The following is a 14,701-nucleotide window of genomic DNA, read 5'->3' as shown; positions in this document are numbered from 1 at the left end:
TCCTTTGCATGACGCGCCCAGGCATCGGCATCAAACAACACGGGATTGAACTGATGGGCTAATGCCAGATAATCGGCCCGGGTAATTTTCTCCTTACGCATCAGGTGCTCGGCATAGCCATCTACTTTTTGTCCTTTCCATTCGCCTCCTGGCAACGAATAAATGCCCCAGTGAATGAACATGCCAAAACGTGCCTGTTGCCACCAGGCTATACGTTCATCATGATTTTTCATGGAAGCAGTCCACCAGCCGTTTACTGCTTCATCAATCGCCTGCTGATCACGTTGCCGGCCCCGGTTGAACATTTCTTTGTCCTCATCTCCCTGGGAGAAGGCGCTCAGCGTTAATAAAGATAATGCCAGTATAATTAAAGTTTTCTGTATCATATTCTAAGTTCATTGTTTCTAGTTATTGTCTTAGGGACTCCCCCCATCCCCCTCCAGTGGAGGGGGGCAGATTCACAGCTGCATATGAATCTTACAACCATATTAATGGATGTCTGACAGGTAAATTTCTAATCACTTCTTCTACTTCCGGTGCATGATCCAGTTTTTTCCAGGTGACAAACCAGTCTTTATTGCCGTAAGCATTGGCGCCGAACAGCAAGAATGGTTGGGCTACCGGCCAGTTATCCCAATACATTACATCCGGTTGTTTGGGCCATTTGCTTTTATCGGCAACAAAAGTATACAGGTACTCCACCCCCTTGCGAATGTTACGGCCATCCGGTGTGCTGAAGTTCCACAGGTTGTCTTCTTTGGTGGAAAGGATCTGGCAAATGGTAGTCATGGCATCGAGGTTAAAGATCGAATAGCCATAGGGTTTTGTTCTGCGCAGTTCCTGGGGAAAGCTGCCATCGGCTGCCATCTGGTTGGGCAGTAACACAGTTTTATACCTGTCGCGACAAAACTGCTTCAGCTTTTCATTGTGCGTGAACTTTGCGAAACAAGCGGTTTGCATTACCCAGCAGGTGCCATGGTTATTGGCAGCATTCATTTCATCTTTACCATGCTGATGGGTTGTTAACCATTGCAGGTATTGCTCAAACCAGCGCCGGATGGCTTCCAGCAATTGATGATCCATGCCTTTTGCATTTTCCATGGCTTCCAATCCCTGCACTACTTCCATCAATTGAATGGTGTCGATGATGCCAATACCCCTGCCGGTAAACCGGCCTTTGATGGCCTGGGCAAATTGCAGGCTGGGATTCATCATAGTAGCCGTATCTACAAACCAGGCCCTGCAATGTTGTAATGCCTGTTTTACATATTTATCATCATGGGTGAGTTCATATGCAGAGGCCAATGCGCCAACGAGCTGGCTTAACCGGATCATAGCCTGCCGGTGCGCCACAAAGTTATCCGGGTTGCTCATGCCATCGCGCTGCACATATGGACTATCAACCGACTGTGGATTGGGCCACCAGTAATCTCCTTCTGAAAAGAAATCGTGTTTACCACCTGCACTTCTTGGTGAATGTTGCGCGGTTACTGTAACAGGTTGTTGTTGCATAGCCCAAGCTGCCTGCGCGAGTATTTGCTTGCGCAGCGTTTTCATTACTTCGGCTTTGTAGTCGGTTTTGTTGTCTATTGGTCGCCATTGGATGTTTGTTATACCTGTAAACAATAGCCAACAAATGAGCACTCGTTTATAATTCATAATTACTTGTTTAAGATCGTGAATGGCCCTCCTACCCTAACTGGCCAACTCATTTCGTCATATACTCAAATGTCACGTTACCAACTGTATTGGGTTTTCCTTTCAGGGGAGCAGCAATAGACCCTTTCCACTTCCCTGCCTTATCCTTCTCCACTTTTATTTCGCGCCAGCTGAAATCGCCTTTTTCATAATTATAGGTTTCGCCATCATCATCGTACAACTGATATGAACCTGGCTTTTCGCCATAAAAGCGAACAGTCAGATCAACCTTCTCTCCTGCGGCCGGTGCATGTAACATCGGTTTCATTAGGGGAATAATGGCGCCGTCTTTTACATATACAGGTATTTTATCCAGGCCAGGCGTAACAGTTATTACCTCACCATCACCGGCAAAAGCCCCGGTATAGAAATCGTACCACCTGCCTTTGGGCAACACCACTTTGCGCGTCTTCTGCCCTGTGAACAAAGGCGCTACCAATAAATAATCACCTGCCATGTATTGATCCTTGATCTCTTTTGATACCGCTTCAGCATAGGGATTTTCTTCGAGGTTGGTATTGCCGTTCTCTTTTTTTGCTTCGGGCACAAAACCTTCTTCAAGGTTCATGGCCCTGAAGGGCGGAATACCCTGAAAATGATACCGGGCAAATGCGGTGTACCAGTAAGGCATCATTTGCATGCGTAATAACGCCAGTTGCTTTATGGGTTCGGCCACATCTTCGTACGACCAGGGTTTGGTGCCGCTGGCCCATGCATTGATCATAGCCATGGGTGAAAACACCACCGTTTGAAAACGGCGTAACCATTCTTCCGATGTTTTAGATGCTCTTGCTTCGGGCGTCCACAACACGCCGGCAAAACCGCTGTTGATAAGCGCCGTTATAAAATCTTCATGATTATAATAATCATTGTAAATAACATAAGGGAAGGAAGCGCCACCGGCATTGGAACCCCGCACCAGGCCAAAGGTCCTTTTATTCTGTTGATGATACATTTCTGTGCTGTAGCGCTGTACCAGCAAGCCAAAGGTCTGGCGCATTTGTTCGGCAGCTACACCTGATGGAAAGGTAGCCACATCGGGCCACAGGTAATAATCGTAGCCATCTACTTCGTCTATCTTATATCCGCTCACACCTATATTGACCTGGTTATTTTTTAACTGGTCAAAAAACAGCGTACGGCCTTGTTCCGTAGTAAGATCCGGCACCAGTCCGTTCCATACGGTGTGTGAACCGCTGTACGGAACAATGGCTTTGTAAAAAGGTGCATCGGGCGACACATAGGGATTTGTCCAGAGGTTAACGCGGATATTTTCTTTTAACAGGTCCTGCACAAAACCGGCCGGATTGGGATAGCGCGTGCTGTCCCACGAAAAAGTACAGGGATAACTTTTGCTTTGCCAGCCGGGTTCCAACCCAATAAAATCAAGCGGAAAACCTTTCTCTCTGAATGCCGCTACTTCTTTCTTCACTTCATCGGACGTATATAAAGTTTTCACACGTTGCGTAAAACCCAGGCCCCAACGAGGCGGTAAACAACCGCCCCCATTAAACAGGTTGAACCGGCGAACGGCATCCAACGGCGTAGGACCGCCGAATACATATACTTCCACTCCTGCTGCCGGCACCAGTATTTCTACCGCATCTGAATATGGACGGGCACTCCAGCTTTTATCGGTATTCCGGTCTTTGGCAACAGGCGCATTCCTGCTGTCTTTGTGCACCGCCGTTCCTGCATAAATATTTAAATAGCGGGCGGAATTGATGAATACGCCATATCCTTTTGACGACACATAAAAGGGCGACGGCGCATGCGTTCTGCCATTGTCCTTTCCGCCATAGTGGTCAACATGTAATTGCAATATCTTTCCCCGTTGGTGAACGGTTTGAAAGTTCAAGCCAAAACCGTACAACTGCTCTTCTTTTTGCAAGGGAAACCGCAGGTAGGTTTTGCCATCTACTACTTTTATGGAGATATCGGTTTGCGCTAATGGAAATGTTGCCTGCGTTATGGCCGATAACCCTTCTTTATTGGGCGTAGCACCCGAAGCTTTTAACAGGTCATAATTTTCGGGTACACCGGCCACTGCTTTCCATACACCCGGGGCGGTTTCCGTCCAGGCAAGTTGGGCGTGGACAAGAGTTATTTCGAATACGAATGCAATAATTAATACTAATCGCTTTGCTATATACATATGGCTTGTTGTAAATCGTGAAACGTGAAACGGCAAACGTGAAAGTCCTGGTCAACTACTCAACTGGCACCACCGTATATATCTTTCCCTTCTCAGTCGCAAAATCAACAGTATACCGCACCGGCACTTTAAGATCCACCAACTTCGCCTGTTGATTCTTTTCATATGGTGGTTGCCCATAGGAAGTATTCAACGCATTCGCATTGCTGCCCGTTGATCTCTTCGATGTCGCTTCTACTACTTTAACAGGTTGTGATGCACTGATCCGGCAGGGACCACCCAGCAATGAAGTGATGGTAGCCTTTGATAACTTTCCATCCTTCCAGTCAATGGCTACGGCAAAATTGCCACGGGCTTTTATTCCTTTTATGGAACCGTTCTTCCAGGCATCGGGTAAGGCGGGTAATAATGCGAGTTCTCCATTATGACTTTGCAACAATAGCTCGGTGATACCTGCTGTGGCGCCAAAGTTTCCATCTATCTGAAAGGGTGGATGCGCATCGAACAAATTTGGATAGGTGCCGCCGCCACTCATGGCATCTCTTGTTATTCGGGGATCAATATACGTAAAGGCGTCGCTCAATATTTTATAGGCATGGTTGCCGTCCTGCAAACGCGCCCACCAGTTTATTTTCCAGGCCATAGACCAACCGGTACTTACATCGCCTCTAAAGATCAACGATTGTTTGGCTGCCGCTGCCAACTCCGGTGTGGTGGATGGGTTGATCTGACTGCCGGGATACAAACCAAACAAATGTGAAAGATGCCGGTGCTTATCATTGGGATCGTCCCAGTCTTTATTCCATTCCTGCAACTGTCCATACTGGCCAATATGAAATGGATATAATTTCTCCTTTGCTTTAATTACCTGGGTACGAAATGCTTCATCGGTGTTTAATGCAATACCTGATTTAATAACCGCGGTAAACAATTCGCGAATGATACTCATATCCATTGTAGTGGCCATACCTACCTGGTATTCCTTGCCCTTTATCTTCATGGTGTTTTCGGGCGAGGTAGATGGATTGGTGACCAGGGATCCGTTTGCGGGATCGGTTATTAACCAGTGCAGCATAAACTGCGCGGCGCCTTTCATCAAAGGCCAGGCATTTTTCAAAAAAGTTTTATCACCGGTATATAAATAATGCTCCCAGAGATGCGTACTTAACCAGGCGCCTGCCATGGGCCAGCAACTCCAGCGAGGCATTCCTTTCGGGTCCCAATCCATGCCGCCGGGCGGTGAGGTTTTTGCCCACAGATCAGAATTATGATGCACAACCCAGCCTTCAGAAATATTGTAATTCACTTTGGCGGTTTGCGCTCCATTCACTGCCAGCTCTTTCATGAAATCGAATAACGGCTGATGACACTCAGATAAATTGGTATTCTCCGCCAGCCAGTAATTCATCTCTGTATTGATATTCGTTGTATAGTTACTGCCCCAGGGTGGTTGAACATGATCGTTCCAGATACCCTGCAAATTAGCTGGTCTTGACCCAGGTCTTGAACTGGCTATTAACAGATAGCGGCCAAACTGATAATATAATACCTGTAATTGCTGGTCGGTCGGATTCGATGCATATTGTTTCAGGCGTTCATCGGTGGGCAGTTTGGCTGCGCCATTGTCGGCGCCCAATTTCAATTCAACCCGTTTGAACAGAGACTGGTAATCGCGAATATGCGTTCCTTTTAGTTGTTCATAAGAAAGCTCCAATGCTTTTTGCAGATTGGCCTTCGCTTCAATAGCCGGATCTTTACCTTCCAAGCCAGGCGATCTATTAAAGCCATTAAAGCTGGTAGCTTCTGACAAATAAATAGTGACGGTATTGGCGCCGCGTACCTTTAATGTATTACCACTTTGTTCTACCCTGCCGCCGTCGGTCTTTATTTTAACATGCACTTCGAAATTCATGCCTTCACCATTCGCGGAATCATACACTACCTGTTGCGGTTCATAATCCCGGTTGGCTACAAATTTTGGGGCTTTGCCTTGCAGCACCAGGTAATCAGTCGCTGTAGTCTTTACTTTGAAATGTAATTTGCTCGTCAGGTCAAGCACGCCATCGATCATCCCTTTTTTATCGGCAGTGATCCGCATCACCAGCACTTTAGCCGGGTAGCTGATAAACGTTTCGCGCTGATATTGCACATCGCCAATTTTATATCGAACGGTGGCTACTGCGTTGTTCAAATCCAGTTCCCGATAATAGGAAGCCGGCAAGGAATCTTTCGACTGCAAACGCCACCACAGATCAGCCAATGGCAAATAACGGGCGGAATAAGGGCCCTGCATTTTTTTCCATAAGGCAGCTGCCTTTTCATAATCGCCTTCGAACACGGCCTGCCGAACCTGTGGCAATATGATGGGTCCATTAGGATTATTACCTGCTTCGGGATAACCCGACCACAAAGTATTATCGTTTAACTGCAGCCGTTCGGTAGCCACACCACCGAAGACCATCGCCCCGGTTTTACCATTTCCTAAAGGCAAGGCTTCTTCCCAGGCATCTGCAGGTTTGTTGTACCACAGCTTTAATCCTGCATCACTTTGTTGTGCATACAGCGAAGCATTTACCAGGAAACAGAATATCGTTAATTTATATTTCATATGTCTAAGCTGAGAGACCTACAGGTCTTTAAATACCGTTTTCAATCCTTCACTCTTTACACCGATCACCGATTTGCCTCCATTGGTTTGTACGCGAATGATGGCGCGGCCATTGTATACCTGCACCAATCGTGATCCGCTCGATGTGCCCTGGTTATCGATCAGTTTACCATCACCGGCCAAACTAAACCGGATCCAGTTGGCAGCATCCAGACAAAGCACGCCTTTACTGTCTAACAGTTTTACCTGCATGGTAGCTATGCCGTTGGCTTCGCTGAGTTTTTCCAACATCAATCCGGCGGGTTTGCCCCATTTCTCTGTTTGGTATTGAAATTTTATGGAATCCCTTACTTCAATTTTTCCATTACGGGCAATTACCATTACTTCCTGGGCGCCTCCTTTTAATGGTACATTCCAGCGTAAACCTGCGGCAGGAAAATCCTGGCTGTTGCGTTTTTTAATTCCGTAACTCTTTCCATTTACAAACAATTCGGCTTCGGCACAATTGGAATATACTTTTATCATTTTCTCCTCATCTTCATTACCCCAGCGTACCGGCCAGGAATGGCCGTAAATATGCGCCATCGGTTGGGTGGTCCAATATGATTGAAATACGTAGTAGGCTTCTTTTTTTGTAAGATCGCGTTCCACTACGCCTTTCTGGTTCATATAAGGAACGGGATTATCGGGTCGAACGGGAGTTGAGAAATCCTTGAAGGGCCATTGGGCTGAACCTGTTAACCAGGGCATGGTTTCCTGTTCCTTTAAATGCCAGTCAACCAGGTTGCAGAGGTAGGTTTCGCTCCAGTCGCCATCTTTCGATACGCGGGCAGCGCCACCATACAAACTTGCATCACCGGCCCGTTCATCGGCGCCACTACCGGTTTTTACTGTTTGCAACGCTTTATCGGGATTTTCTGAATGACGGCCGGCATGGCTATCGCCACCCCATTCCACATGCAAAAAATGATTTACTTTTTTAAATTCTTCTTCAGTAGCCTGTTTGTATTCGGTGAACAAACCGCGGTACCAGCCTGCCCAAATGGAGGGAGAGTATACATCAACGATATCTTTACAAAAATCGCAACGGCGAATGGCTGTTTTGCGGGATGCATCCAGGTGGTGCGACAGATCATTCAACTCCTTCATAAAATTCCTGATCTGCTCTTTATCAAACTCAGGGAAATCGCCGGGCCAGTCGTTCTCATTTCCCATTCCCCAGATAATGATTGCCGGATGATTGTAATGCTGTTCAATCATATGGGTAAGCATGCGGCGCGCCTGATCTTTGTAAACAGGTCCCCCCAAACCACCACGGCACCAGGGAATTTCTTCCCAAACCAGGATGCCTAAACTATCGCAAAGATGTAGAATAATGCGTGATTGCTGATAATGTCCGAGGCGAATAAAGTTAACGCCCATCTCTTTCATCATAATCATTTCCCGGCGCATCATCTCTTCTGTCATGGCAGCTGCTACGCCGGCCTGGTCTTCGTGCCGGTGGGTACCGCGTAATAACAGCCGTTGTCCATTCAGCATAAATGGTCCATGATCTACGAACTCAAAATTGCGGAAACCTATTTTTTCTTTTTGAATAGAACTGCCTTCCGCAGTGGTTACGGTTGCTTCCACCGTATACAGCAATGGTTTTTGCGGCGACCACAATTGTGGTGTTTTCAGCGTGAAATCAGCTAGGTGAATATCACCGGTTAATGTAGTCAGCGGGACTTCTTTTTGCTGAACGGGTTTTCCGGTGGGGTCTATGAGTTTTATGAGAACGGACAGCCTCCCCCCGGCCCCCTCCGGTGGAGGGGGGGTGGAAAACCTCGCGATTACTGCTACATTTCCTAATTTCCCAAATTTATCTGTTTCGGTTTTTGCGAACAGTTTGTCTATAGCTAATGATGGTGTATATACAAGGTTTAGGTAGCGGTAAATTCCGCCATATACGTTAAAATCCGACAAATTAGAAGGGATCATCTCCAGGTCCCTTGAATTATCGGTTTTGATGGCGATGGGAATATTTCCCTTGAACTGGCTTTGAAAGACGGACATTTTTTTAAATGCCGCTACGGCGTCCGTAATATCTACCGACCATTCATCGTACCCACCGGTATGCGACCCAACTTTGGTAGTGTACACATATACATCCGTTTTCTGTCCGGCGCCTTCAAAAAAAAGCAGGGTACGGCCATTGGTGTATGGATTATTGATATCAAGCTGTGTTCTGTACCAGGCGGGGCCCTGGTAATAATTTACATCCGGATCAACTGCATCTTCTGCATTTACACAATGCGGCAGTTGCACTTGAATCCATAAGGGAACGCTTTCCGGGTTTCCTTTGCCTACCGGTCGCATTATTTCCCAAATGCCGCCTACATCCTGTTTTAAAAATTCCCAATTACCTGTTAAACGGGTCGATTGCTGGGCACGGGCTGATGCGTTCACCATCAGCAATAAAAACAACCATTTGAGTTTCTGCATTATTCACTACGTTTTTGCCCCCTCCCTGCCTCCCCACTGCTGGGGGAGGAGATGAGATAAAAGGGGAATAAGATTACGCCGAAAGATAAGTAAGAACCTTACTCCAGTACTCAGATTGTACGCAATCGTTTCCGGGTTGCATCTATTTTGTAAAAACTTAAAATTCTGACCCCGAACTATTGGTAGTCCAGGGCCAGAATCGCAATTTTAAAAAAACACAATTTTTCAATAAAGCCCACGCTTATTTTACCCCATACTCCACTACTCTGTCCATCACATGTATTGGGCCATTGTCGCTTAATATACCAGATGTACGGCCAATGGTAACCCGAACGCTGTTGATAAAATCATTCACTCTCACTTTTGAATCCCGGTCATTCGACAACAAAAGGTACATATCACTTCCGGGGTTAGCGGCATCGGCTCCTTCAGGCAGCAGCGTTTTTACCTGCACATTTTCTGAACCGAGGTTATCATAATTGTATTCTCCCTGCACGATCAAATATAATAACCAGTTTTTAACCTGTTGCGGCGTATACTGCGACCAACTTTTGGCCACGGCATTGTTCACTTTATAACGGCCCCAATAACAATCGGTAGCAGTTGCCTGGGCGGCCCTGAAAACAGCGTCGTTATGCAGAAAAATAAAGGTCCTTCCTGGTTGCACATATTCGTTGGTATCGATACCTGAATAAATAATGGCATCGTACATGCCTTTGAAAATAGTATCTGGCTGGTTCAATATGCTTCGTTCCTTTAAATACTGCCAGGCAGTTTTATTAATATGTGGATCAAGCGTACTGGTTTTATGATCGGTATTCTTCTGCAATTCCAGGCCCGCAATTTTTTTGCAACCTGTAATACAAACTATCAGTAAACCAATAAACAGCGTGCTATATATAATTTGATGCTTCATTGTTATCGCTTTCTTTTTTACAAATAGGTTATTCCGAGTAGGGTTCGTTCTGGCGAAGTAATGTGTTCCTGTTCAACGCCTGTCGTGAAATTGGCCAGAGTATTTTCCGTGGATCATTAAACCCGGTTTGACTGATACCCAGTAATTTCTGGCGATTGCGTATTAGCGGGTCCATTGTTTCTAACACCCGGCCCGTTCTAACGAGGTCAAACCAGCGTTTTCCTTCGGCAAAAAGTTCTAACTGGCGTTCATTCAGTACGGCTGTCTCCACATCGCGATCGGTGGGGTAATCGGCAGGAACCAATGGCGTTAGTCCCCTGAGCGTACGGATGCGATTTACAATGGTAAATACAGGCGCTTTACTGGCGCTGGTTTTATTCAGCGCTTCGGCACGTAATAACAGCACTTCGGCTATGCGGTACAACGGTAATAACGCACTATTCAACGCATTGGTAGGGTATACCACTTTGTTCGAACTATTCAGCGGATAGAATTTGCCAATCTGGATAATTCTTGTACCAGCAGTCACCAAAGCAGTGTCGTAGGTAACAGCCCGGCGGATATCGTTCTTATTGCTTTCATAACGCATGAAGACTGTACTGTCGATATAATAGTTGGAGGTGTTGCTGCCCGATCCTATTTTGGAGATACCGTTTCCTCCATCATGTGAATCCCAGTATAGGCTCCAGATGGCTTCTTTAGTATTGGCCGGATCGAGAAATATTTTTTTCCAGTCGGTAGAATTACTAGCGGAAACATCATACTTAAAAGACAGGTTAATCAAATTTTGGGAAGACTCCAGGGCTTTCGCATAATCCAATTTCCACATATATACATCTGTTTGCAGTGCAAGAATGGCCCCTGCATTCATTTCCCATACAGTGACGTTTGTTTTATCAACCAAACTGTAGGCTTTTACCAGGTCAGGAATAATGATATTGTTCAGGATTGAATCAGCACCTGATCTGGGTGCCAGCGGATCTTCAGTCAGGCTTTCATAAGGTTCCAGCCGAACCGGCACTCCGCCCCACAGGCGGATGGCATAAAAATACATATAAGCCCGGATGGCGTATGCCTGCGCCAGATAATTGTTCCGCACAATCTGGGTAAAACTCGACGTTAAGGCAATTTCGGGTATATACTTAATGGCCAGGTTGGCACGGCCGATGGTAAAATATAAATTGCTCCAGTTGGCCGCTCCGGTCAGCGAATTCAATCCATTAAGTGTTACGTTGATCTGGTTTTCACCCGTACCACCATACGTAAAGTTGTCTGAGCGGGCATCGCCCCAATCGGTATAATTGCCATTCAGTGTTTTTTGAACACCATCATATATGGCCGCTACACCAGACTTAGCATCATCGGCAGATTTCCAAAAGCTTTCAGGCCCCAGGTCAGAAATAGGTTCCTGGTTCAAAAATTTTTTACATCCTGCACTGGTAAACAAACCCAGTGCTGCTATATAATAGAGGAGTTTTTTCATTTCATTACATTTTAAAAGTTCAGGTTAATACCGGCGCCAAATTCTCTTTTCCGCGGATAGCGGCCATTGTCCTGCCCCATTTGCAACGCGTTATTGAAAGCAATTTCAGGGTCATACCAGAAGTAGTTGGTCCAGGTAAGCAAATTATTACCATACAGGTACACGGTGGCACCCTTCATTTTTGCTTTGGACATGATGTTTTGAGGCAATGTATACGACAGGCGCACATTACGCAGGCGAATGAACGAAGCATCTTCCAGGTACTGACTGCTTAATTCCCGTGCATTACCCATACCATTGTTTTTTGCTACGGCCCATTTGGTAACATCACCCTGATGCCACCATGAATCGCGGATGTATTCGGGATCGGGCGTTACATTGCTGGTAGCATTGGTATTCAACTGCTGGCGGCCACGGTCGTACAACAACCCGCCCCAGCTTACATAAATATTGAATGACAGGCTGAAATTTTTATAAGAAAATTGATTGGACAAACCGGCTATCCATTTAGGCTGGGCATTGCCGAGCGGAACCCGGTCGGCGTCGTCAATCACACTATCCCTGTTATTGTTCGCCCATATCATATCACCCCCCTTCAAAACATTTCCCTGCGTTTTCAACTGGTTTATATGGCCATTGTATGCTTTGCCATTGAGCGTATAACCATTAAAAGTACCAGCGGTGAACACGGGAGTCAGTTGCTCCCAATCATCGGTGTAGGCATTTGATTCATCATATTGATATACACCCAGCGCCTGCCAGCCATAGAAATCACCTAAACGCTGCCCCTCTTGGGTGATCCAGTTAGTAGCGGCAATGGGCACGCCGCCATACAGGCTTTTAATGGTTGCATTATTGAACGACATGTTATAAATGACGTTCCAGGAGAACTTATTATTACGTACCGGGTAACCATTTACTATGAATTCAAAGCCCTTGTTTTGAATGGAACCGATATTTACATTCACTTCCTCGAAGCCGGATTCGTAGGGCAGGGGCGCCTGATACAGCAATTTATCAGTTATCTTATTATAATAATCAGCTGTAATGGTCAGGCGGCCATGTAAGAACGTGAGGTCCATTCCCAGGTTGAATTGTTTTGTTTCTTCCCAGCTTAAAGCAGGGTTACCGAAAGTGGCAGAAGGCGCTACCCCTGAAACACCATTATACCAGTTACCAGTTGGGTTATCGTCATTGCTACCGAATGTATACGTTCTGATGGCATCATATTCTCCGATCCTGTCATTGCCTGTTAAACCCCAGCTGGCGCGGATCTTTCCTTCATCGAGGTATTTTGTAACCCATTGCATAAAATTCTCTTCAGTAAAGCGCCACCCAACCGAAGCGGAAGGAAAGTAACCCCAGCGGTTTTGTTTACCAAATTTTGAAGAGGCATCTGCCCTGAAATTACTATTAAAGAGGTATTTCCCTTTATAGCTATATCCCAACCGGCCAAACGCCGAAACAGAAGTATATCGTTTTTCCAGCGTATTTGGCGGCGTACCATATAGCTGTGGTGAATTGAGTGTTGTAACCTCTTCTGTAACATAATTGGTTCCCAATATATTTGTTCCACGCTGAAAATTACGGTCGGCACTCACGCCCAACACGCCGGTTAAAGTATGGTCACCGGCCAGTGTTTTATTATAGTTTAAATAAGCCTGGGTCATCCAGTAAGTTTTCCACTGCTGTTCATCACTGCCGTCATTGTCAATCGTTGTATTACTCAATAATTTTGGTGAGAATGTCAGGTGATGCATGTAATTGGCGTTTACATTGGCATCTACTGTCAGTTTCAATTCAGGCAGGAACTGATAACTAATATAATTATAGAAGTTTCCATCCAGGGTCTGGTATTCATTTTTTCGTAACAGGGCCTCCGCTACAGGATTTCTTCGGCCACCGATCTGAGTGGCCAGGCTTCCATCGGGAAAAAACACCCGAAAGTTTGGCGGACGCTGAATGGCCTGGTTCAGGGTATTGCCTTCATTGATCCGGTTTTCGCTTGTGTACGAAAACTGTATGCGGTTACCATACGTAAGTTTCGGCGTTGCTTTATAATCTATGTTGAATCGTCCGCGCATGGCCTTGGCCCAGCTATTAATGATAATTCCTTCGTCATCCAAATAACCCAGGCTTCCGTAATAATTTACATTAGGTGAGCCACCGCTCAGGCTCAAATCAACCTGCTGGCGTTTGGCAGTTTTTGTCAGTTGGTCCTGGTAATCATTATCTGCATTGAACGAAGGGTTTAATGAATCGGTATTTAAACCGCCACCGGTACCATTGGCACTACGCTTCTGATCCAGCAAACGGCGTTCGGCTGCATTTGATTGTGGTATTTTATGCGACAACTGGCTTGCGCTGGTGAGGTAACGCACATCGAGCGTAGGCCTTCCCTCTCTGCCTTTTTTGGTGGTAATAATCACCACACCATTGGCTGAACGGGAACCATAGATCGCTGCAGAGGCCGCATCTTTTAATACTTCAATAGATTCTATGTCGTTGGGGTTAATACCGTTTATATCTACACCCTGGGCGCCATCTACAATATACAGCGGGTCTGCGCCGCCCTGTAAGGTGCCGATGCCACGGATACGCACAGAACTGGCTGCTCCGGGGCGGCCCGATTCCTGGGCAATTTGAAGACCTGGCGCCTGTCCCTGCAAGGCATCCGTGATATTTACTGCCTGCCTTTCCTGAATTTGTTTTGCGCTAACAGAAGAAATGGCTCCGGTAACATCTTTCTTTCGCTGGGTACCGTAACCAATTACCACCACTTCATCCATAGAAGTATTACCGGCGGTTAAAATAACAGTAACGTCGGTTTGGGTACCTACCGTTATTTCTTTGGAGATGTAGCCAACTGAAGAAAACACCAATACTGATTTTGATCCGGGAACCGTAAGACTGAATTTACCTTCATTGTTGGTGCTGGTGCCTACAGTGGTTCCTTTTACTGTAACAGTAATAGCACCCAATCCTTTTCCATTGGCCTCTTTTACCGTTCCACGAACGGTAGTGTTTTGTGCAAATGTGGGGTGTAAACAACCAATAAGAATCAGAAGTAGAATAAGTACCCGGCGTGGTGGGGCAATAAAACGCCAGGAAGAAAATGATTTCTTTTTCATACAGCAGTTAGTTTTTTACATATCACACCCCTGCTCAATACAGTGTGAAATGTAGTCGGTTTATACAATAGAGTTTATAGTGCAACTACTGCAAGTAAGGAAGTATTTATGTTGCTGAATGTTGCTAAATTGACAATATGGTAAGCTATATTAACATTTGGTGATTTTTAGCAAACGCTTTAATCTTATCTTAATCAGTCCGCTACGTAAATAAAAAACCGTGATG

Annotated in this window: 8 protein-coding genes; all 8 read right to left on the bottom strand. The window is 45.9% G+C overall.

Translation table 11 applies throughout. The annotated features are described in order from the left end of the window. On the bottom strand, window positions 1–386 hold a 386-nt coding region (locus tag ACJ751_RS14260), incomplete at its 3' end, for an alpha-L-fucosidase (protein ID WP_407746170.1). Window positions 387–477: 91 nt separating this feature from the next. Further along, window positions 478–1,659 (bottom strand): alginate lyase family protein, encoded by a 1,182-nt coding sequence (locus ACJ751_RS14255; RefSeq protein WP_407746169.1) that lies wholly within the window; start codon window positions 1,657–1,659, stop codon window positions 478–480. 49 nt (window positions 1,660–1,708) lie between these two features. Continuing rightward, window positions 1,709–3,853, bottom strand: coding sequence for a TIM-barrel domain-containing protein (locus ACJ751_RS14250; protein ID WP_407746168.1), 2,145 nt, complete (start codon window positions 3,851–3,853; stop codon window positions 1,709–1,711). A gap of 55 nt (window positions 3,854–3,908) precedes the next feature. Beyond that, the gene (locus ACJ751_RS14245) at window positions 3,909–6,461 is read right to left on the bottom strand and encodes a glycosyl hydrolase family 95 catalytic domain-containing protein (RefSeq protein WP_407746167.1); all 2,553 of its coding nucleotides are present in this window, start codon (window positions 6,459–6,461) and stop codon (window positions 3,909–3,911) included. A gap of 18 nt (window positions 6,462–6,479) precedes the next feature. Next, complete coding sequence (locus ACJ751_RS14240; RefSeq protein WP_407746166.1) at window positions 6,480–8,945, bottom strand: glycoside hydrolase family 2 TIM barrel-domain containing protein; 2,466 nt, start codon at window positions 8,943–8,945, stop codon at window positions 6,480–6,482. Between the two features lie 241 nt (window positions 8,946–9,186). Continuing rightward, window positions 9,187–9,861 (bottom strand): hypothetical protein, encoded by a 675-nt coding sequence (locus tag ACJ751_RS14235; protein WP_407746165.1) that lies wholly within the window; start codon window positions 9,859–9,861, stop codon window positions 9,187–9,189. A gap of 28 nt (window positions 9,862–9,889) precedes the next feature. Then, window positions 9,890–11,344: a RagB/SusD family nutrient uptake outer membrane protein gene (locus tag ACJ751_RS14230; RefSeq protein WP_407746164.1), complete on the bottom strand. Its 1,455-nt coding sequence runs from the start codon at window positions 11,342–11,344 to the stop codon at window positions 9,890–9,892. 11 nt (window positions 11,345–11,355) lie between these two features. Continuing rightward, a complete protein-coding gene (locus ACJ751_RS14225) occupies window positions 11,356–14,475 on the bottom strand; it encodes a SusC/RagA family TonB-linked outer membrane protein (RefSeq protein ID WP_407746163.1) in 3,120 nt (1,039 codons plus the stop codon). Between the last annotated feature and the right edge of the window lie 226 nt (window positions 14,476–14,701).

Origin of the sequence: Niastella sp. (assembly GCF_045805085.1) — a bacterium.
Classification (GTDB): domain Bacteria; phylum Bacteroidota; class Bacteroidia; order Chitinophagales; family Chitinophagaceae; genus Niastella.
This window is presented reverse-complemented; position numbering and strand designations above follow the sequence as displayed.

Bases quoted from the DNA above. Each gene is read 5' to 3' on its own strand.
- ACJ751_RS14255 (WP_407746169.1), bottom strand. From the start codon at position 1,659: ATGAATTATAAACGAGTGCTCATTTGTTGGCTATTGTTTACAGGTATA.
- ACJ751_RS14250 (WP_407746168.1), bottom strand. From the start codon at position 3,853: ATGTATATAGCAAAGCGATTAGTATTAATTATTGCATTCGTATTCGAA.
- ACJ751_RS14245 (WP_407746167.1), bottom strand. From the start codon at position 6,461: ATGAAATATAAATTAACGATATTCTGTTTCCTGGTAAATGCTTCGCTG.
- ACJ751_RS14240 (WP_407746166.1), bottom strand. From the start codon at position 8,945: ATGCAGAAACTCAAATGGTTGTTTTTATTGCTGATGGTGAACGCATCA.
- ACJ751_RS14235 (WP_407746165.1), bottom strand. From the start codon at position 9,861: ATGAAGCATCAAATTATATATAGCACGCTGTTTATTGGTTTACTGATA.
- ACJ751_RS14230 (WP_407746164.1), bottom strand. From the start codon at position 11,344: ATGAAAAAACTCCTCTATTATATAGCAGCACTGGGTTTGTTTACCAGT.
- ACJ751_RS14225 (WP_407746163.1), bottom strand. From the start codon at position 14,475: ATGAAAAAGAAATCATTTTCTTCCTGGCGTTTTATTGCCCCACCACGC.